14 protein-coding genes are annotated in these 20,008 nt (G+C 56.3%); 4 read left to right on the top strand and 10 right to left on the bottom strand.

The genetic code is table 11. The features are described from left to right. Positions 1–11: 11 nt before the first annotated feature. The 3 genes from LRS40_RS22450 to dpaL all read right to left on the bottom strand — a co-directional run bounded on the left by LRS40_RS22450 (position 12) and on the right by dpaL (position 3,892). Entirely contained in the window at positions 12–1,250 is a 1,239-nt protein-coding gene (locus tag LRS40_RS22450; protein WP_231312731.1) for a Zn-dependent hydrolase, read from the bottom strand. Between the two features lie 23 nt (positions 1,251–1,273). Further along, positions 1,274–2,560 carry an aromatic amino acid transport family protein gene (locus LRS40_RS22455; RefSeq protein WP_231312732.1) on the bottom strand — a complete coding sequence of 429 codons (1,287 nt, stop codon included), beginning with the start codon at positions 2,558–2,560 and terminating at the stop codon, positions 1,274–1,276. A 117-nt stretch (positions 2,561–2,677) separates the two neighbouring features. Beyond that, the gene (gene dpaL, locus LRS40_RS22460) at positions 2,678–3,892 is read right to left on the bottom strand and encodes a diaminopropionate ammonia-lyase (RefSeq protein WP_231312733.1); all 1,215 of its coding nucleotides are present in this window, start codon (positions 3,890–3,892) and stop codon (positions 2,678–2,680) included. 207 nt (positions 3,893–4,099) lie between these two features. On the opposite strand from dpaL, the gene LRS40_RS22465 reads away from it, so the two are divergent. The 4 genes from LRS40_RS22465 (at position 4,100) to LRS40_RS22480 (ending at position 9,213) form a co-directional block, all read left to right on the top strand. After that, positions 4,100–4,561 carry an Lrp/AsnC family transcriptional regulator gene (locus tag LRS40_RS22465; RefSeq protein ID WP_231312734.1) on the top strand — a complete coding sequence of 154 codons (462 nt, stop codon included), beginning with the start codon at positions 4,100–4,102 and terminating at the stop codon, positions 4,559–4,561. A gap of 175 nt (positions 4,562–4,736) precedes the next feature. Continuing rightward, positions 4,737–6,137: an asparagine--tRNA ligase gene (asnS, locus tag LRS40_RS22470; RefSeq protein WP_156263347.1), complete on the top strand. Its 1,401-nt coding sequence runs from the start codon at positions 4,737–4,739 to the stop codon at positions 6,135–6,137. A gap of 606 nt (positions 6,138–6,743) precedes the next feature. Then, positions 6,744–7,838 (top strand): porin, encoded by a 1,095-nt coding sequence (locus tag LRS40_RS22475; protein ID WP_304608187.1) that lies wholly within the window; start codon positions 6,744–6,746, stop codon positions 7,836–7,838. A gap of 184 nt (positions 7,839–8,022) precedes the next feature. Beyond that, positions 8,023–9,213 carry an amino acid aminotransferase gene (locus tag LRS40_RS22480; protein ID WP_231312735.1) on the top strand — a complete coding sequence of 397 codons (1,191 nt, stop codon included), beginning with the start codon at positions 8,023–8,025 and terminating at the stop codon, positions 9,211–9,213. 117 nt (positions 9,214–9,330) lie between these two features. On the opposite strand, the gene LRS40_RS22485 is transcribed toward LRS40_RS22480, so the two are convergent. The 7 genes from LRS40_RS22485 to cmoM all read right to left on the bottom strand — a co-directional run bounded on the left by LRS40_RS22485 (position 9,331) and on the right by cmoM (position 19,968). After that, complete coding sequence (locus LRS40_RS22485; protein ID WP_142488931.1) at positions 9,331–9,978, bottom strand: MBL fold metallo-hydrolase; 648 nt, start codon at positions 9,976–9,978, stop codon at positions 9,331–9,333. A gap of 19 nt (positions 9,979–9,997) precedes the next feature. Then, positions 9,998–10,546: a YcbK family protein gene (locus LRS40_RS22490; protein ID WP_142488930.1), complete on the bottom strand. Its 549-nt coding sequence runs from the start codon at positions 10,544–10,546 to the stop codon at positions 9,998–10,000. Between the two features lie 177 nt (positions 10,547–10,723). Further along, a complete protein-coding gene (gene ldtD / locus LRS40_RS22495) occupies positions 10,724–12,547 on the bottom strand; it encodes a L,D-transpeptidase (RefSeq protein WP_231312736.1) in 1,824 nt (607 codons plus the stop codon). 183 nt (positions 12,548–12,730) lie between these two features. Next, the gene (mukB, locus tag LRS40_RS22500) at positions 12,731–17,179 is read right to left on the bottom strand and encodes a chromosome partition protein MukB (protein WP_231312737.1); all 4,449 of its coding nucleotides are present in this window, start codon (positions 17,177–17,179) and stop codon (positions 12,731–12,733) included. Continuing rightward, on the bottom strand, positions 17,179–17,883 hold the full coding sequence (mukE, locus tag LRS40_RS22505) for a chromosome partition protein MukE (protein ID WP_142488927.1): 705 nt from the start codon (positions 17,881–17,883) through the stop codon (positions 17,179–17,181). The genes mukB and mukE overlap by 1 nt, the downstream gene beginning before the upstream one ends. Further along, complete coding sequence (gene mukF / locus LRS40_RS22510) at positions 17,864–19,186, bottom strand: chromosome partition protein MukF (protein WP_142488926.1); 1,323 nt, start codon at positions 19,184–19,186, stop codon at positions 17,864–17,866. The genes mukE and mukF overlap by 20 nt, the downstream gene beginning before the upstream one ends. Continuing rightward, positions 19,183–19,968: a tRNA uridine 5-oxyacetic acid(34) methyltransferase CmoM gene (gene cmoM, locus LRS40_RS22515; RefSeq protein ID WP_231312738.1), complete on the bottom strand. Its 786-nt coding sequence runs from the start codon at positions 19,966–19,968 to the stop codon at positions 19,183–19,185. Before cmoM ends, mukF begins: the two co-directional genes overlap by 4 nt. Positions 19,969–20,008 lie beyond the last annotated feature (40 nt).

Below are 20,008 nucleotides of genomic sequence, written 5' to 3' on the forward strand. Positions count from 1 at the left end.
TCCAGTTAAGGTTAAGCCGGGCGCTGGGCGCGCTGTAAAACCACCTGCAGCAGCACGTTGGCACCGGCAATCAGGTCTTTGGGATCGCTATGTTCGTTGACGTTATGACTGATGCCGTCGACGCAGGGGACGAAGATCATCCCGGCCGGACACACCGAGGCCATAAACTGCGCATCGTGGCCTGCGCCGCTCGGCAGCCGTCGTGCGCTCAGGCCCTGACGCTTCGCCTCGTCTTCCACGGCGTTGACGATATCATCGGCAAAAATAACCGGATTAAAACGCACCAGCGAACGGCTGGTAATTTTTACCCCTTCGTCCTGGGCCGTTGTGGCGATAAAGTCCGCCAGCTGCTGTTCGGCCAGTTTTAAGATCGCGTTATCGGTATTGCGTAGATCCACCGACATCACGACCTGGTTGGGAATGACGTTAATCAGATTGGGTTTGACGCTAATGTGCCCCACCGTGGCGACCTGATCGCCGCCGAGGTTCAGCGCCAGTTCACGGGCAAAGACGGCGATTTTTGCTGCCGCCAGACCGGCATCGTGACGCATAGACATCGGCGTCGTACCGGCGTGATTGGAGACGCCCGTCAGGGTAAGTTCCTGCCATGAGATCCCCTGCACCCCGGTAACCACACCGATATCGGTTCCCTCTTTGTCGAGGATTGGCCCTTGCTCAATATGCAGTTCGACGTAGCTATCCACCGACATATCGCCAGGCCTGCGTTCGCCCCTGTAACCAATCGCCCGCAGCGCCTCGTCAAGGGTAATGCCCTCGCGATCTTTCGCCGCCAGCGCTGCCTCCAGCGGATATTCTCCGGCAAACACCACGCTGCCCATCATATCGGGCTGGAAGCGCACCCCCTCTTCATTGGTAAAGAAGGTGACTGCCAGCGGACGCCTGGCACGGAGCCCCGCCTCCTGCAGCGTGGCAATCACCTCAAGCCCGGCCATGACGCCATAGTTGCCGTCATACAGGCCACCGGTGCCGACGGTATCAATATGCGAACCCATCATGACCATGGGCAGCGCCTCTTCCCCGGCATACACGCCGGTAACGTTACCGATCGCATCAACACTGATATCCAGCCCCAGGGCCTTCATTCTGGCGACAACAAAATCTCTGCCCGCTTTGTCCTCTGCGGTGGCCGCGAGGCGACAGACACCCCCACCCTCCAGCGCGCCGAACTCGCCGAGAGCGAACAGAGAATCGATAAGCCGCTGGCCGTTAATCTGTAGATAATGATGCATATAAATCTCGCTATTGATCGTGGTTACTGGAACATGCCGTAAAAAATGGCGGATACGGTAATCAGCCCAATCAGGGTGACAAAAACGTTGCTGGCTTTGCCGCGGTACGGCGCCAGCGCGGGTAATTTATGGATGGCGTACATGGGTAACAGCAGGAGGATCACCGCCCCGGTGGGGCCGCTGATGTATTCAATAATGCCGAGGATGCTGGGGTTTTTGTAAGCGGCGAACCAGCAGGTCAGCACCATAAAAATCAGGATCGCGGCGTCAACCGAGCGGATGGCCGGTTTTTTACCCCGCGCGCCGGCGGTTTCAACGATCAGATCGCGCAGCGATTCATAGGCCCCGATATAGTGGCCGAGGAAGGATTTTGTAATGGCGACAAAGGCGATAATCGGTGACAGCCAGGCGATAACCGGCGTATCAAACTGGTTAGCGAGGTACGAGAGGATGGAGAGATTTTGCCTCTTTGCCTCCGCCAGCTGCTGCGGCGACAGGCTTAACACGCAGCTCAGCACGAAAAACAGTACCACCAGGGTCATCAACAGGATCCCGTAGCGCTGGATCTGCCCGCATTTACGCTCGGCCAGTGCCAGGCCGTAGCGCTGCTTCTGGCGCACCACCATCGGGGAGATAATCGGATAGTGGTTAAAGGACATCACCAGCACCGGAAATGTCATCCACAGGGTCAATAACATGCCGTGCCCGTCACCCACCGTACTGAGATTCAGGGTATGCAGGATCGCTCCGTTCCAGTGAGGGATCAGAAACAGCGCCATAAAAATAAGCGAGAGAATAAAGGGGTAAACCAGCGCGCTCATCACCCGCATGATCAACCGCTGCCCCAGCCGGACGATAAACATCAGCCCGAGGAGCAGGCCTATAGCCACCAGCGCCCGCGGCGGCTCCGCCATTCCCAGTTGATGCGTGATAAAACTCTGCGCGGTATTGGTTATCGCCACCGCATACATAATCAGAATGGTATAGACGGCGAAGAAATAGATAACGGTAAATACCTTCCCGGCCAGCGCGCCGAAATGCTCCCCTATCGCATCGGTAATGGTGCTTTCCGGGGTAGTCGACGAGTAAATAAATCGCGCCAGCCCGCGGTGTGCCAGATACGTAATGGGAAAGGCGAGGACGAAAACGATCAGCAGCGGCCAGAAGCCGCCAATTCCGGCGTTTATCGGCAGAAACAGCACTCCGGCGCCAATCGCCGTTCCGAAAAGGCCAAGTACCCAGACGGTATCTTCGCTATGCCATTTTGCGGGATTACATCCTCTTTCTGTAACAGCATTTTCACTATTCATCGGTCATGTTCTCTCTGTGCATTACGCGATACCGCGTATGTTTTATTGTCAGAACGCGTGCCATACCGAGGGCCTGTAGGGTAGGTAAAATGGCCCTCTTGCTATTACCGGGAGCGATTAACCGTTACGGCCAAACCAGACGATCTCTTCATAGATGTCCGGGGAGGTGTCTCCTTCTGTGCTGATTAACAGGACGTGGGCATCGGCATTGAGGCGCAGGGATTCGGCCAGTTCGCGATGCTCCGGTTGGGTCATCAGGGCATGCAGCACCCCGGCACCGATAGCACCAGACTCCCCGGAAATAAAGGGCTCATCGGTACCGGGGCGCGGCGCGGCAAGCAGGCGCATGCCGTTGGCGGCAAGGCGATCGTCGGCAGAGATAAAACAGGTGGCGTGGTCGCGCAGCATCGGCCAGCTGGTAATATTCGGTTCCCCACAGGCCAGCCCGGCCATCAGGGTGGCCATATCGCCCCCCACGCTATGCGGTTGTCCGTCATTGATGACCACCGAGCGATACAGGCAGTTCGCCTGATGTGGTTCCACAATGACGATCGTCGGCGCCTGATGCTGCATCTTCTCGACAAAATAGCCCATGATGCTGCCCGCGAATGACCCCACGCCGGCCTGTAAAAAGAGGTGCGTCGGTAACGGCGTGCCGCTTTGCCGCAGCTGTTCCCAGGCTTCAACGGCAAGGGTCATATAGCCCTGCATAATCCAGGTGGGGATCTGCTCATAACCCTGCCAGGCCGTATCCTGCAGCAGCACCCAACCCTGCTCGCGGGCCGCTTTGTCGGCCAGCCGCACGGTATCGTCGTAGTTGAGATCGGTGATGGTGCATTCGGCGCCGTGCTGGCGAATATTCTGCGCCCGCACCGGCGAAGAACCTTTTGGCATATAAACCACCGCCCGCAGGCCGAGCTGCTCTGCCGCCCAGGCGACGCCGCGTCCATGATTACCATCGGTGGCGGTGACAAAGACAATATCCTTAATGCGGGCTTTTATTTCCGCTGAGTTAAGGTCGGCGAAACTCAGGGTATTAATGTCGCGTCCAAGCAGGTCGGCGAGATATTTCCCCATGGCATAAGACCCCCCAAGCCCTTTAAAGGCATTGAGGCCGAATCGCTGGGCTTCATCCTTAACATGTAACGACCCCAGCCCCAGACGCTGGCTTAAGTGGTCCAGCCGGCGCAGCGGCGTCACCTGATAAGCGGGGAATTTTTGATGAAAAGCAAGCACTTCGCCACCGATCTGCTCATTGAGCAAGCTGAGGCTCACCCCCTGGCCATAGGCTTTGCGTCGGGCGTTAAAATGAAAATTAATCCTGTCCGTCATAAGTGCACCTTTATCGTGTGAAATCGCGTGGGCTGACTATTTGAAGCGACTTAACGCTTTCCCGGTGATAGTGATGGTACACTTCGCCCGATGCGCAAATGGCGCAAAATTGCCCACTGTTGCGCAATTTCCGCCCTTATTTACCTCATCAATGCAACAAAATTGCATTAGTGAGGTCGATCACACTGTTTAAAGGCTGCCAACACGATGAAACTGGATACTTGGGATAAAAAAATCCTCACGCTTTTACAGCAGACGAATCGCCTCTCGCAGCGGGGAATTGCCGATCGCGTTAGCCTGTCTGCCTCGGCGGTCAACAGGCGGATCGCCGCGCTGGAGGAGGCAGGCATTATCAAGGGCAGCGTCAGCGTGGTGGACGCCAGCAAGGTGGGCCGCCCGATCACCATCATGGCTCAGGTCACCATTGAGAACGAACGCCTGGATTTGCTTGAGGAAGATAAGCAGCGGTTCGTGAATTGTCCGCAGGTACAGCAGGTGTATTACGTCACCGGAGATTTTGATTTTCTGCTGGTGATTAACGTGCGCGATATGGCGGAATACGAAGGGCTGACCCGCGAGCTGTTCTTCGCCTCGGGGAATATTAAGTCCTTCCGCACCATCGTTTCGATGCAAAATGCCAAGCAGGAGATGACGGTAGTGATTGAATAGTTTGCGTGAAAGGCAATGGCAGAGGGTAATGAATCTGTCCGCACCATTATTATTTCCGAAATCCGCTCTTTCATATGCGAATTCTACTTGTCTGATGGAAGATGACAGGTAACATAGATATCCCCCCATTGAAGGGGATACAGATTTTATTTTTGGACTACATAGAGAGACTATTATGAGCGTTGTGCCTGTAGCCGACGTACTCCAGGGCCGCGTTACCGTTGACAGCGAAGTCACCGTGCGCGGATGGGTGCGTACCCGCCGAGATTCAAAAGCTGGCTTTTCATTCCTCGCCGTTTATGACGGTTCCTGCTTTGATCCTGTACAGGCCGTTATTAATAATTCTCTGCCCAATTACAATCAGGAAGTGCTGCGTCTGACCACCGGCTGTTCCGTGGTCGTCACCGGCAAAATCGTGGCCTCTCAGGGCCAGGGTCAGAGCTATGAACTGCAGGCCACCTCGATTGAAGTGACCGGCTGGGTTGAAGATCCGGATACTTACCCGATGGCGGCAAAACGTCACAGCATTGAGTATCTGCGTGAAGTGGCTCACCTGCGCCCGCGTACCAACATGATTGGCGCCGTGGCCCGTGTCCGTCACACCCTCGCGCAGGCGCTGCACCGTTTCTTTGACGAGCAGGGTTACTTCTGGGTCTCCACCCCGCTGATCACCGCCTCCGACACCGAAGGCGCTGGCGAGATGTTCCGCGTCTCCACGCTGGACATGGAAAACCTGCCGCGCACGCCGGAAGGCAAAGTGGACTATGACAAAGATTTCTTTGGTAAAGAGTCCTTCCTGACCGTATCTGGCCAGCTCAACGGCGAAACCTACGCCTGCGCACTGTCCAAAATTTACACCTTCGGCCCAACCTTCCGCGCTGAAAACTCCAACACCAGCCGCCACCTGGCGGAGTTCTGGATGCTGGAGCCGGAAGTGGCCTTTGCCAACCTCGACGACGTGGCTGGCCTGGCGGAAGCGATGCTGAAGTACGTCTTCAATGCCGTACTGACCGAGCGCGCAGATGACATGAAGTTCTTCGCCGAGCGCGTGGACAGCGATGCTATCTCCCGTCTGGAGCGTTTCGTCTCTGCCGATTTTGCGCAGGTGGATTACACCGATGCGGTGACCATCCTCGAAAACTGCGGCCAGAAATTCGAGAATCCGGTGTACTGGGGTGTTGACCTCTCCTCCGAGCACGAACGCTATCTCGCCGAGAAACACTTCAAAGCCCCGGTGGTCGTGAAAAACTATCCGAAAGACATTAAGGCGTTCTATATGCGCCTTAACGAAGACGGTAAAACCGTTGCCGCGATGGACGTACTTGCCCCGGGCATCGGTGAAATCATCGGTGGTTCTCAGCGTGAAGAGCGTCTGGATGTGCTGGATGCGCGTATGGCTGAGATGGGCCTTAACAAAGAGGACTACTGGTGGTACCGCGATTTACGTCGTTACGGCACCGTTCCGCACTCCGGTTTCGGTCTCGGCTTCGAACGTCTGATCGCTTACGTGACCGGCGTACAGAACGTGCGTGATGTGATCCCATTCCCGCGTACCCCGCGCAGCGCCACCTTCTGATTTATTAACATTCCATGGCCAGCTTATGCTGGCCATTATTTTATCCTGCACTGTCAACTTATGTCAGTCGAAAGTCATTATCCTTAAAGAGCAACCCCGCAAAATCCTCTCCACTGTTACGCTTTATTTCTATGAAATATTTTTGCACACAAAATAAACCATAGTCTTATTGCGCCTAATACACTTCTCAAGCTTTAGCACAATTTTCAACCAAACAACTGGCTATCCAGAAGTCCATTTACAGAAATAAGAAAAACAGTGGGCAAATGGTTCGCAACATAAAAAAAGTCGTTAGATAAAATTATGATAAGTAATTCATATAGATAGAAATGATGGAGGTTTAATTTTCGCCACTCAACTCTGAAGTTTGAGATAGTTCACAAAGTTCCTTAAAATACATGTTTTGTTACACATATTTTCTTTTTGTAACTGTATCTTGATGTTTGTAGCACTTTCAGGGTGGCGAAACGGTAATTTGAATGGAAAGATGCCTGTCAGACACATAAAGACACCAAACTCTCATCAATAGTTCCGGAAATATTTATTGACGAAATTTATTGGCGGCAGTGGCGAGTGTCATAAAAAAACAAATGAGGGTAATAAATAATGATGAAGCGCAATATCCTGGCAGTGGTTATCCCTGCTCTGCTGGTAGCCGGTGCAGCTAACGCTGCTGAGATCTATAACAAAAACGCCAACAAACTGGATCTGTACGGCAAAGTTGTTGGTAAACACATCTGGGATAAATCTGGCGGCGACAACAACAGCGCTGACGACTCTTATGCTCGTATTGGCTTCAAGGGCGAAACTCAGGTAAATGACCAACTGGCTGGTTACGGTCAGTGGGAATACAACCTGAACGCAAGCAAAGCTGAAGGTTCTCAGGACACCAGAACCCGTCTGGCCTTCGCAGGTCTGAAAGCGGGCGACTACGGCTCATTCGACTACGGCCGTAACTATGGCGTGTTCTATGATGCGCTGGCATCTACCGATATGCTGGTTGAATACGGCGGCGACACCCTGTGCCAGACTGACAACTTCATGACCTGCCGTACCACTGGCGTTGCGACCTATCGTAACTCCAACTTCTTCGGCCTGGTTGATGGCCTGTCTCTGGGTCTGCAATACCAGGGCAAAAACGTTAACGGTCACGGCGTTGAGCGCCAGAACGGCGACGGCAACAGCTACTCTTTAGGCTATGACTTCCTGGATGGCTTCAACGTCACCGCGGCATACACCAACTCTGACCGTACTAACGGTCAAGAAGCTGATGGCCAGGGTTCTCGCGCTGAAGGTTGGGCAACATCTGCTAAGTATGATGCCAACAACCTGTACGCTGCGGTTATGTACGGCGAATCAAACAACATGACTCGTGAAAACGATGATACGTTCGCCAACAAAACCCAGAACTTCGAAGCTGTGGTTCAGTACCAGTTCGATTTCGGCCTGCGTCCATCCGTGGCTTACGTACAGTCTAAAGGTAAGGACCTGGTTGGTCGTTCTAAAAATGGCGCAACCTTCAACGGTGGCGATGCTGACCTGGTGAAATACGTAGAAGTGGGCTCATGGTACTACTTCAACAAGAACATGAACGTGTACGGTGCATACCGTTTCAACCTGCTGGATAACAACAACTACACCCGTAGCGTTGAGCTGGCAACAGACGACACCTACGTTCTGGGTCTGGTATACCAGTTCTAATCAGTACACCACTTTGTTATATGTCTAAAAAACAGGGCTTCGGCCCTGTTTTTTTATGCCCGAAAGCTAAAAATGGCGACTTTTGAAAAGCCGCACGCTTTTTGTAGCAAACGGTTGGCATTTTGTAGAACTATCGTTAACCTGATAGCGGATTTCACTTCCGTAACCACAATGGAACTTCGTCATGTTTGAGAACATTACCGCCGCCCCTGCCGACCCAATTCTGGGCCTGGCCGATCTGTTTCGTGCCGATGACCGCCCTGGGAAAATCAACCTGGGTATTGGTGTCTATAAAGATGAGACCGGCAAGACCCCGGTACTGACCAGCGTTAAAAAAGCTGAGCAGTATCTGCTGGAAAACGAAAATACCAAAAACTACCTCGGCATCAACGGCATCCCGGAATTTGGTCGTTGCACTCAGGAGCTGCTGTTCGGCAAAGGCAACGCGATTATCAGCGATAAACGTGCCCGCACCGCACAGACCCCTGGCGGTACCGGTGCCCTGCGCGTGGCGGCGGATTTCCTCGCCAAAAATACCAGCGTAAAAACCGTCTGGGTGAGCAACCCAAGCTGGCCGAACCATAAGAGCGTCTTCAACTCTGCCGGTCTGGAAGTGCGTGAATACGCTTACTACGACGCGGCTAATCACGCTCTCGACTTTGACGGTCTGCTGGCAAGCCTGAGCGAAGCGCAGGCGGGCGATGTGGTCCTGTTCCACGGCTGCTGCCATAACCCAACCGGCATCGATCCAACGCTGGAACAGTGGGAACAGCTGGCGAAACTCTCCGTCGAAAAAGGCTGGCTGCCGCTGTTTGACTTCGCCTACCAGGGCTTTGCCCGTGGTCTGGAAGAAGATGCTGAAGGCCTGCGTGCGTTCGCTGCACTGCATAAAGAGCTGATTGTTGCCAGCTCCTACTCCAAGAACTTCGGTCTGTACAATGAGCGCGTAGGCGCCTGTACGCTGGTGGCTGCCGACGAGCAGACCGTCGATCGTGCGTTCAGCCAGATGAAATCCGTTATTCGTGCTAACTACTCCAACCCACCGGCTCACGGTGCGTCTGTAGTGGCAACCATTCTCAGCAACGACGCGCTGCGCGCCATCTGGGAACAGGAACTGAACGACATGCGTCAGCGTATTCAGCGCATGCGCCTGCTGTTCGTGAACACCCTGGCGGAAAAAGGCTCAGATCGCGACTTTAGCTTCATCATCAAGCAGAACGGCATGTTCTCATTCAGCGGCCTGACCAAAGAGCAGGTTCTGCGTCTGCGTGAAGAGTTTGGCGTGTACGCGGTGGCTTCCGGTCGTGTTAACGTGGCGGGTATGACGCCGGATAACATGGCGCCGCTGTGCGAAGCGATTGTGGCTGTGCTGTAAAAAACTGTCGGGTGGCGCTTGCGCTTACCCGACCTACAAAAGCCACGTAGGCCCGCGCAAGCGTAGCGCCGCCGGGCAAAAAAAAGCCTGCTGAAAGCAGGCTTTTTTAATTCGTCATTACCAGACAGGCATTTCATCCTGCAGGAACGGGTTGTGCAGCCGCTCGTAGCCCAGCGTCGACATTGGGCCGTGGCCGGAGATAAAGGTCACATCATCCCCCAGCGGCAATAACTTCTCTTTAATCGAGCGAATCAGCTGACCATGATCGCCACGCGGGAAATCACTGCGCCCTACTCCGCCTTTAAAGATCACGTCGCCGGAAATCAGCAAGCGGGACTGGTCATCAAAGAAGACAATGTGGCCTGGCGTATGGCCCGGGCAATGCAGCACCTGTAAGGTCACATTGCCGACGCTGACGGTTTCACCTTCGTTCAGCCAGCGATCCGGCGTCAGCGGCAGACACTCATCCAGACCAAACATGCGGCTTTGTGCCGGCAATCCCTGCAGCCAGAACTCGTCTTCTTTTTCCGGACCCACGATCGGTACACCGTAGTGTTGCGCCAGCTCGGCCGCAGCCCCCACGTGATCGAGATGACCGTGGGTGAGTAAAATCTGCATTAAGGTCACGCCAGCGGCGGCGACTTCCTGTTTGATCTTCTCTGCATCACCACCCGGGTCGACCAGGGCGGCCAGTTTGGTTTGTTCGCACCAGATAATCGAACAGTTCTGGGAGAACGCGGTGACTGGAATAATACGATAGTTCATACTGCTCCTGATTTCGTTATTACCAGTGCCGCAGTGGCCCGGTATCAATATGCACAAAGTTGCTACGTGGGTAATATCCTACACCACCTGCGCGCATAGATAACGCAGCTTTGCGAACATTGGCTAACGAAACGCCTTCAATATGAAAATCCATCGCTTGCCCTTTGGTGTGATAACTTTTTTTAGCAACTCCACGGCTGCGGGCGCGTAATTCGTTATTGGTATCAAGGGAGCGGTAACCAGAGATAAGCTGGACCGGTTTACGGGTTCCCAGCAGGCCCTGCAGGCGGTAAAGCTGATCGAATAATCCTGGATCGATGGCTTTAATCTTATTTGCGCGGAAATCACGGAAAAAATGATTAAGCTTTGCTAATTCATCCTGAATATAGCCCCGGCCATCAAAAAACTCGGCTTTTATTGACTCACCTGTATGCAGGTTATTAAGCGTCAAAATGCGTGGTCGTGGGGTAGAGAGCGTGGCAAATGATGGCGTCGGTAAGATGGCAGCGCCCAGCGCAATGCCCCCTAACGCCAGCAACTTACGGCGATTAGCGTCGAATTTATCCATGGTAATCAGGTCTACAGGTCAGTGTTATCGTATAAATGCAATACAGCGCACGAAGGGCACATTACCGGGCAAACCTGTCAGCGTCAAGGCAGCAAAACCAGGAAATACGGGGCTTGCAGCCGCAAGCCCCGTTTCTTTTTCTTCCTCAGGCTACCAGAATTTTCCGAACTTCTTCATTTACCTGATCAATTGCTCTGCCTTGGGCAGAATCTGAGTGTTCGATCGGGCAATCTCATCATAATTGTAAATATCTGTACGATACTGGGTCCGGCCGTCCTTACCCACGAATGCGGTCAGATAGTACAGATTAACCGGAATATTTTGGCGGATATTCACATAACGCGTGTCGCCCTGCTTCAGCGCGTCGGAGATTCGTGTGTCGTTCCAGCCTGCATCCTGTAACAGCATGTTAGCCAGTTCTGACGCCTTGTTTACACGCACGCAGCCGGAGCTGAGCGCACGAGCATCTTTCTGGAACAGGTTGTGGTTAGGCGTATCGTGCAGATAGATAGCGTCCGAACTCGGCATATTGAATTTATAACGCCCCAGAGAGTTATGCGCCCCGGGAGCCTGCTGGAAACGGAACGGCAGATTCGCTGGCGTAATGGTCGCCCAGTCTACCCGCCACGGATCGATAGCCTCTTTACTGTTCCAGCCCCGCAGGACGGTATAGTTGTGGCGCTCAAGATATCCCGGGTCATCCCACAGTTTCGGCAGAATGTCTTTGCGCGCCAGCGTCGGCGGCACGTTCCACGGCGGGTTGACCACCACGTTATTTAGCGCGCTGCTCATCATCGGCGTTTTGCGATCCGGACGACCGACAATCACTCTTGATGCCAGCACTTCATTGCCGTTCTGATAATAGACCAGCGAAAAGGCCGGGATATTCACCATAATGCCGGTGGAGAGCGTTCCCGGCAGCAGGCGCAGACGCTGGATATTCAGCGCCAGCACGCCGGCACGCTGGGCAGGGGTGAGATTCAGCGCGTCACGCGTTGCCGGGCCAATCACCCCATCCGCGCCCAGCCCCTGGGTGGTCTGGAAGGCTTTGACCGCCTCAACAAGGCTACGGTCATAGGAGGCCGGCTTGCTGGAGACGGGCTTCGTTTTCTTCTCAACCGGCGGGGCTGACGGGCTGACAACCACGCTTTGCGGATCGTCACCCGGCAGGGCAATTTTCGGCCCACCGTCAATCACGCCGGAGCGTTTCAGGATTTCGCGCAGGGCCGGAACGTCGCTGCTCCACTGCCCCGGACTCAGTTTGGCGGTTCCCTGCAGCTGTGGCCAGGGTTGCGTATCGGCCACCAGCTGCAGCAGCGACTGGTGCATCACCGCATACTGCGGATGCGTCGGTGCAAGTCCGGCAATAAAATTCGGTACCGTCCCGTTATCCAGCGCCAGCTGCCACTGGTTGATGACCGACAGCGGCGGCGTCGCCATCTTGTAGGGTTTGGTGCTGTAGAGCCAGCGGTTACCGTTGACCGGGATCCCCGCCACAAACTGCAGATAGCCCATCATCGCATCCGACAGGACCACGTCCCGCGCCATACCGGTTATCGCAGGCTGGGTCAGCAGTTCCACCCAGGCGGTAAACTGCGGCTGGAAACCGGCGATAGCGACTTCAGCAAGCTGTTGCTGGAACGCCCGCACGGCATCGCGATCGTCCCACATGGGTTTCATGTCGCGTGCGGCATACAGCAGCGTAAGCTGATTGAGATAGACCGGGGAGTAACCCGCCGGCAGAGCTGATAGTAGCTGCTCGCGGCGTTGTTCCGCTGTGACATCGGCAGGCAGCGGTCGGATACCGGCCATAATGGCGGTGGCTGGCGATTGTTCCAGCGGTTGTGACAGCGACGTAGGCTGTGCGCCCATGGTGGCGGAGCTGTCGACAGGAACCAGTTCGGGCTCATCGGCCCGGGCAGAAAACAGTGGAGCCACTACTACCGTCAGGCACAAACTTAGCGCCGACAGCTGACGACCATACATTTTATTCAGCAACATCCCTTGCCCCCTGTTTGCTTTACGTCGCGCCCTCATCACCGGGGCTTCATTTCATTATAGGAAGACAGACCGGCACCAGCCTTGCCTTATGTAAAGAAGTTTAAAGTTAACGCAGCCGCCAGTACAAGCTCAAGGAATAAAAAAAGGCGGCCCGGGGGCCGCCATGGTTCACTTTCAGATTCATCAGGAGGCGTCAGCCGTCCCCGGGAGAGATTCAGGCGGCTGCGGGGCAAAGCCGCGCAGGCCGACAACGTGAACGTGCTCGCTGTTCTGGTAGACCTTACGCACCAGTTTATAGGTGGTGCCTTTCTCCGGACTGATGTTCTCCGGCGCCGCGATAATCAGCTGCATATCCAGACGGTCGCACAGCTCAAACAGCGTGGCGATCGAACGGGCATCCAGACGCGCCGCTTCATCGAGGAACAGCAGGCGGCATGGAGAGATATCCTTGCCGCGCAGACGCCGGGATTCATCCTCCCAGCTCTGCACCACCATTACCAGAATCGACATCCCGGTGCCGATCGCTTCCCCGGTCGACAGGGCGCCGGATTCCGCACGCAGCCAGCCGTCGGAACCACGGTTAACTTCCACTTCCATCTCCAGATAGTTGCGGTAGTCCAGCAGCTCCTCACCGATGGTTTGCGGCGTGCGCTGGCCCATGTCGATCTGCGGGTTCAGACGCTGATACAGCTTCGCCAGCGCTTCGGAGAAGGTCAGGCGGTTGCTGTTGAACAGATCCTGATGCTGCTCGTGCTGCTCAGCCAGTACGTCCAGCAGCGTGGCGTGGGCTTCACGCACGTTGACGTTCAGTCGTACGCTGTTAACCTGGCCGAACGACACGCTTTGCAGGCCCTGGTTCAGCTGACGAATACGGTTCTGCTCGCGCTGAATCGTCTTGCGGATAATATTCGCCACGCTGCGGGAGCTGATTGCCAGCTTCTGCTCGCGGGAAGTCAGCTCTTCCGTCAGACGGCCCAGCTCGATCTCCATCTGTTCGATGGCTTCGACCGGATCGTCGGTACGGATGATGTCCTGGCGGATACGCTCGCGCAGGTGCTGATAGACCGCCACAAAGAACTGAATTTTGCGCTCAGGGCGTTTCGGATCTTCCGACATGCGCAGGACATCGCGCAGGTGTTCGTTATCCGCCACCGCCAGACGCAGCGCGCCGAGCGCCTTATCCGACATAGAGCGCAGCTCATCTCCGGAAAGATAGGCCAGCTCGCGGCGGTGCAGACGACGTTCAACCCCGTTGTCTTTCACCATTCGCATCACGGCACACCAGCCCGCTTTGGCGGTAACCACCTGCTCGCGCTTCTCGTGGTAGTCGCGTTCCAGCTTGCGCAGACGACGGGTCAGGTTATCCATCTCCGCTTCGCAGAAGGTCAGCGCTTTTTCCAGCTGGTTGCGGCGCGCGCGGTTGTTGCTGAGCTGGGCATGCAGTTCGTCGCGACGAATACGCGCCCGCTCCTCTGCGCCGCTATCGGCACGTACGCCGATATCCTGCAGCTCTTTGTGCAGGTCGGTCAGCAGCTCTTTCTTGGTATCAAACGAGCTTTTCAGCGACGCCAGCACCTGGCTGTACTGGCTCAGCTGCGCGGCATGGCTACGCATCGCTTCACGGGCGCGGGTACGTTCCGCTTCTGCCTGCTCCAGACGCTGACGCAGTTTCTCGTTCAGATCGCTGTTGCCGTTCAACATTTCCGCCGAGTCGGAGTAGCTGAAGTGCGCCCGACGCTGGGCCACTTCGGTCAGGGCAAAGGCCTGCTGACGGGCTTCGCGCTGAACCTGTTGCGACCAGGCATAATCTTCTTTCAGCTGTTCGAACTGCTCCGGGTCGCTCTGCAGGACGGAGAGCATCGGTTCCAGCTTCGCCAGCTGATTGCCGTACTGCTGCACGAAGCGCGCGGCTTCCTGTGCTTCGTCGAGACGCTCCTGGATCTCATCCACCCGATCGGCAAGGGTGTCATCCGCCAGCAGGTTGAGGCGCGGCAGAATACGGTTCAGGGCAGCGACACCCCCTTTGGCCTGCTCGAACTGGACGCGGCTCTGCTGGTTGTCGTTCTCGTGGGCGGACAGCGCGCGTTCAAGCTCGGTACGACGCGTGGTGAACTTGCGGATCTCCGCTTCCGGATCGGCTTCAAAGGCGACGGCCAGATGGCTACCGATAAAGCGGCTGAACGCCTGGTGCAGACGCTGGGTTTTCTGCACATCGAAAGAGAGCGTGGCAAAGCGTTCGGAGAGCGCCTCGCGCTCGGTGTGCAGACTTTCAATGCGGTTTTCACGCGCGGCACGGCCAAACAGCGGCAGCGACGGGAAGCGCGAATAACGCCACTGGCGGTCGGCGATTTTCACTACCACCGCTTTTTCCAGCTCGTCGACGCCAAAGACGCTGTCATCGAACGACTGCGGATCCCCTTCGATCAGATAGAGATCTTCCGGGCAATCTTCCAGCCCTTCGAGCTGGTCAGCAATCAGGGAGAGATCCGGCACCACGATAGCGTGGCGGGACGGGCCATACAGCGCAGAGTAGTAAGGCGCATCTTCGAGGCTGACGTCGTCATAAATTTCAGACAGCAGCACGCCGCCAAAACGCTCTGCCAGGGTGTTCAGGCGCGCGTCTTCTGCACCGCCCGGCTGGCTTAAACGCTCAATTTCTTCGTCGACCGCGCGTTTGCGCGCGCCCACTTCATCACGCTCAACAATCGCTTCGCGTTCACGCTCCAGCAGCTGCTGGAGGTACTCCGTAACGTCCTGGCTGGATTCGAACTCCTCCCCACACTGCTCGCTGAGCTGGCTGAGGCTGCTCTGGGCTGCCAGCCAGATCGGGGCGCGCTGCATCAGCGTCTGAATACGCGACTGCAGCTGCTCCAGCTCCTGGCGCAACGCCATGCGTTGTTCGCTGGCGCTGGAGACGCTGTCAGACAGCGACGCGATACGGGCTTCCAGCTCCTGATGCAGGGACTCGAGATCGTCAATATCGACCCGTTTGCCCTGACGCTTGCAGAATTCAGCCAGCAGACGCTCCGCCTCCTGCTGTTCGCGCAGGCGTTGCTCCAGCTCGTTCAGACGCATACGCAGCGGCTGAACCTGTTCCGCCTGATGACGCTGATTGACGCCGTCACGCAGCAGCTCGCGGGCCACTTCCCACGCCTCGCCGCGCGCCAGCGGGCCGTTAATAGCCGCCACCAGCTGGTAAGCCTGCTCAAACTGGCTGTGGGCGGTTTGCGCCACGCTCATCTTCTGGTCGAGGTTGAGCAGCTTCTCGGTCGCTTCCTGCTCTTTAGCCTGGAAGGTTTCCAGCCATTGATCGGCGCTCTCCGGGGTCAGATCCGGTAAATGGCAGAGATCTTTCGCGCGCTGCAGGGCCTGCAACGCCTGGTTGTACTGAATGGCGCGGGTCTGCTGGACGTCCAGCGCCTGCTGATAGTCGGCAAGCTGGCTTTTCAGCTCATCCACTTCCAGTTCGGCGGCTTCGGCGCGGCCTTCGTTCTCTTCCTGCTTGTCGGCGGCTTCGGCCACCACTTCGTTCTGCTCTTCCAGACGAATTTGCAGTTCATCGAGATCTGCTTCGTAGCGCTCAATTTTTTCCTGCTGGCGCAGCGCGGTCTGCACCAGGTTCAGGTGATCGCTGGCGGCCTGGTAATCAGCCTCCAGATCCCCTTCCGCCCCATTATGCTCGGACAACTCACGCGCCATCTCGACGTGCTTGTACTGCTCGGACGCCAGCTGCTGACGCGAGGTAAAGAGTTCGCGGCGATACTCAAGGGCCTGATCCAGATGGATACGGCGCTCGTTGGCGTGGCGCATATAGTCGGCGGCCACATAGTTGGTGGCTTCGCTGATCAGATGCTTGAACAGATCGCGATCCGACTGGGTCACGCGAATCGCTTCCAGCGTCATGCGGTTTTCCCGCAGCGCCGCTTCCATGTCCTGGAAGGCCTTACGCACGCCGCTGTTTTCCGGCAACAGGTAGTCGCGCAGGGAGCGGGTAATGGCGCTGGAGATCCCGCCGTACAACGAGGCTTCAATCAGGCGATAGTACTTACTACGATCCGACGCCGAGCGCAGACGACGCGCGACCACGCCCAGATCGAACATCAGCGAGTGGTATTCGGTAATGGAGTTGAACTGCTTAAACTGCACGCCTTCGATGGCTTCCAGCTTGTCTTTCAGCTCCTGAAGCGTCAGCACGCGCGCCTGGCGCTCGTTGAGGGTTTCCGTTAACAGCGAGGTTGGCTGAACGGAGGTGGGCAGCCCCTGAATGGCGAACGGCTTGATATCCACCTTACGGTCACGCCCGGCGACCTGTTGCAGACGCACGCCAACGACCACGCGCTGGTGACGGGAGTTGATCACGTCCAGCACGGAGTAACAGACACCCGCCTTCAGCTTACCGTGCAGACCCTTATCGCGGGAGCCGCTGGTGGCACCGGCTTCGGTGGTGTTACGGAAGTGCAGCAGCGTCAGATCCGGGATCAGGGCGGTGACGAACGCCGCCATGGTGGTGGATTTCCCTGCCCCGTTACCGCCCGAGAGCGTGGTCACCAGCTCATCGAGATCAAAGGTGCGGGCAAAGAAACCGTTCCAGTTAATCAGCGTCAGTGAGCGAAATTTACCGCGTTCAATCATTACTCTTCCTCCCCGCTATCCGGCTGATTGTCTTCATGCTCATCATTGAGCTGCAGATGGTTTTCCACCGGCATCGCTTCGCCATCGCGGATCATGCGCAGCTGCGCTTCACGGGCGTCATCGCCCACGCGCACGTCGGCGCCGAAGCGGAAAACCGATTCCGTGATGCGGAATTTACTGCTGTCATGCCCCATAAACCACACCATGCCCAGACGACGCAGGCGGTTCAGGGAGGAGCGCACTTTTTCCTGTAACTTCTGACGGTCCACGTCGGAACCGGTAGAGCGGTTGTTCACCAGCTTCAGCAGTTTGCCTTCGTCCGCCAGCGTCAGCAGCTCGTCATAGAGCTCCTGCTGGGTGAAGATACCTTCGTTAGCCAGACGCTCCGGGCTGAGATAGAGGTAGCAGAGGATCTTGCCGACCATCATATCCAGTTCGGAGAGCACCGAGCGCGGAATAAGCGTGGTGGAGCGCGGGCGCAGGTAGAAGAAACCTTCCGGGGCGCGGATCAGCTCCACGTTATAGCGGGCGTAAAACTCTTCCAGGTATTCCTGAAAATCCATCAAAAAGGCGTGATTATCCAGCTCGTCGAGACCAATGTGACGACCGGCACGCAGCTGGCTGTCCAGCGCCGGAAAGATCGGATTTGCCAGCGCCTGGGCCAGCTTAACTGGCATCACGTGTTCAATATTTGTCAATGACATGCGCCTGTACCTTGGCTCCGTAATCGTTAATCGGCTGCCACTTCGGCGGCAGGCCGGTGAAATCTGCTTGCGCGACGCCCAGGCGTACCGCCTGATCGACCACGATGCGGGCAATATCGAAATGGCGCGCACGTGGGTATTGCGCGAGGTAGTCGCGCACCACCAGGCCGAGATCGAGTGGTGTGTTTTTGGCTTTGAAGATCGCCAGCTGCTCCTCGATCATCGCCGCAAGCTGTTCCCGTATTTCGTTAAATTCTTCATATTCCAGGTCTGCCGGCAGTTCGCCGGTCACCTCTTCGTCACGCAGGCTCATCTCTTCGTCACGCATATCGAGCAGACGGTCGGCACTGGCGTAGGTCAGCGCCCATGGCGCATCGAAGTAGGTCTGGACCGACTGGCGCAGGCGCTGGGCAAAGACGCGGTTTTTATCCATATCGATGGCGGTACGGATAAATTTATGCACGTGGCGGTCATAGCCGATCCACAGGTCGATTGCCTGCTGGCCCCAGCTGATAATGCGGTCGAGTTTGCTTTGCAGATCGAAAACCAGACGATCGACAAAATGCAGGTTGTCATGGGCCAGCGTCGCATCCTGAATGCGCAGCAGGTTAGCCTGCAGCTTGTCCCCCGCGGCTTCGAGCGTATCCTGCAGTTCGCGCAGGGTGCCGGAGGTTTCTGACAGCAGCATTTCGCAGCTGGAAATCGCCGCCCGCCAGTCTTTGTTCAGCAGTTGGGCGATATCGTCTTTGACCAGCTGTTGCTGCTCATCCATGATGCGCTGGGTCAGATCGATGCTGTCGAAAATCTCGGCCACCGAATATTTCAGCGGCGCGTAGACGTTGCGGTGCCAGTGGAACTCGTCGCCGTTCTCGTCAGCGGCATCGGCCGCACGCTTCAGTTCGCCCGCCACAATAGAGAGCTGCATAGAGAGGCGCAGGGTCGAGAATTCGCGCTGGCGAATGTAGTAGTCGGTGATACCAATGCCCAGCGGTGTCAGGCGATAGATGGCATTCCCTTCCGCCAGCTCGCTGGTAAAGCGGTTCAGCAGACGTTGACGCACCATATCGTTAATCGCGTTATTGGCACGCACATTAATGGTTTCGCTGGTTTGCTCAAACGCATCACTGACATGGCGGAACGCATCCACCAGTTCGCCCTCGCTCATTTCTCCATCCATCCGTTCGCTGTTCAGCGTAGCCACCGCCAGCAGAAAAGAGAGTCTGTCTACCGGCAGCGAGAGGGAGAAATCGTTTTTTCGGGCCCAGGCAACCAGTTCGGGGACTGTCTGGGAAAATTCACTCATAAGTTATCCTTGCTCTGCGGCTTGTGCGCGGTGACGTGTATGTAACGGCCAAGGCTGATCCAGGGTTCCTGGCGACAGTACCGCGTCTCTAATTCTGTCAGGGCGTCAAAGCACTCATGCTGCTTTTGTTTATCACGCAGATAATCGTGAAACACCCTGATGCCGGTTTTCCCGGCGATCTGCCAGCCCATCGCTTCCAGCCAGCCATAGACCTGCTGCGGATCGCGCGGAAAGTCCGGTGAAAGCGTGCGCCGTTTCTTTTTGTACATGCCCTGCTGCACGTAGCCGAAATTGCCCACCAGCACGTTACGCATTAGCAGGCCGTTGGCGTTGTAGAACATCAGCGACAGCGCACCGCCGGGGCAGAGTATCGACCACAGCGTCTGCAACAGCGCCTGGGGATCGGCCACCCACTCCAGCACCGCATGAGACAATATCAGATCAACCGGGCTTTCCAAATGTTGAGCGATGTCCTGAGCGGCGCAATGTATAAATTGCATGTTATCGCTCACACCTTTCTGTGCCGCGGCGCTTTCGGCACGGGCGATCATCTCTACTGACAGGTCGCACAGGATGACATGGTGTCCGCGCTCGGCCATTTTTATCGCCGTCTGACCTTCACCGCCGCCAGCGTCGAGAACACGCAACTTTTTTGAGCCAAAGCGGGCGAGCAGCAGGTCCAGATCCTGCCAGAGGATCGTTTGACGCAGCTGGCCCTTGGTCGTGCCATAAATATTGCGGGCAAACTTTTCCGCGATGTCATCAAAATTGCGATCCCGCATTGGGAGAGCTCCACCCGCTAACAACAAAACCGCTATTTTG

It is taken from the genome of Leclercia sp. G3L, assembly GCF_021117075.1.
GTDB lineage: Bacteria > Pseudomonadota > Gammaproteobacteria > Enterobacterales > Enterobacteriaceae > Enterobacter > Enterobacter adecarboxylatus_C.

Bases quoted from the DNA above. Each gene is read 5' to 3' on its own strand.
- LRS40_RS22450 (WP_231312731.1), bottom strand. From the start codon at position 1,250: ATGCATCATTATCTACAGATTAACGGCCAGCGGCTTATCGATTCTCTG.
- LRS40_RS22455 (WP_231312732.1), bottom strand. From the start codon at position 2,560: ATGAATAGTGAAAATGCTGTTACAGAAAGAGGATGTAATCCCGCAAAA.
- dpaL (WP_231312733.1), bottom strand. From the start codon at position 3,892: ATGACGGACAGGATTAATTTTCATTTTAACGCCCGACGCAAAGCCTAT.
- LRS40_RS22465 (WP_231312734.1), top strand. From the start codon at position 4,100: ATGAAACTGGATACTTGGGATAAAAAAATCCTCACGCTTTTACAGCAG.
- asnS (WP_156263347.1), top strand. From the start codon at position 4,737: ATGAGCGTTGTGCCTGTAGCCGACGTACTCCAGGGCCGCGTTACCGTT.
- LRS40_RS22475 (WP_304608187.1), top strand. From the start codon at position 6,744: ATGATGAAGCGCAATATCCTGGCAGTGGTTATCCCTGCTCTGCTGGTA.
- LRS40_RS22480 (WP_231312735.1), top strand. From the start codon at position 8,023: ATGTTTGAGAACATTACCGCCGCCCCTGCCGACCCAATTCTGGGCCTG.
- LRS40_RS22485 (WP_142488931.1), bottom strand. From the start codon at position 9,978: ATGAACTATCGTATTATTCCAGTCACCGCGTTCTCCCAGAACTGTTCG.
- LRS40_RS22490 (WP_142488930.1), bottom strand. From the start codon at position 10,546: ATGGATAAATTCGACGCTAATCGCCGTAAGTTGCTGGCGTTAGGGGGC.
- ldtD (WP_231312736.1), bottom strand. From the start codon at position 12,547: ATGTTGCTGAATAAAATGTATGGTCGTCAGCTGTCGGCGCTAAGTTTG.
- mukB (WP_231312737.1), bottom strand. From the start codon at position 17,179: ATGATTGAACGCGGTAAATTTCGCTCACTGACGCTGATTAACTGGAAC.
- mukE (WP_142488927.1), bottom strand. From the start codon at position 17,883: ATGTCATTGACAAATATTGAACACGTGATGCCAGTTAAGCTGGCCCAG.
- mukF (WP_142488926.1), bottom strand. From the start codon at position 19,186: ATGAGTGAATTTTCCCAGACAGTCCCCGAACTGGTTGCCTGGGCCCGA.
- cmoM (WP_231312738.1), bottom strand. From the start codon at position 19,968: ATGCGGGATCGCAATTTTGATGACATCGCGGAAAAGTTTGCCCGCAAT.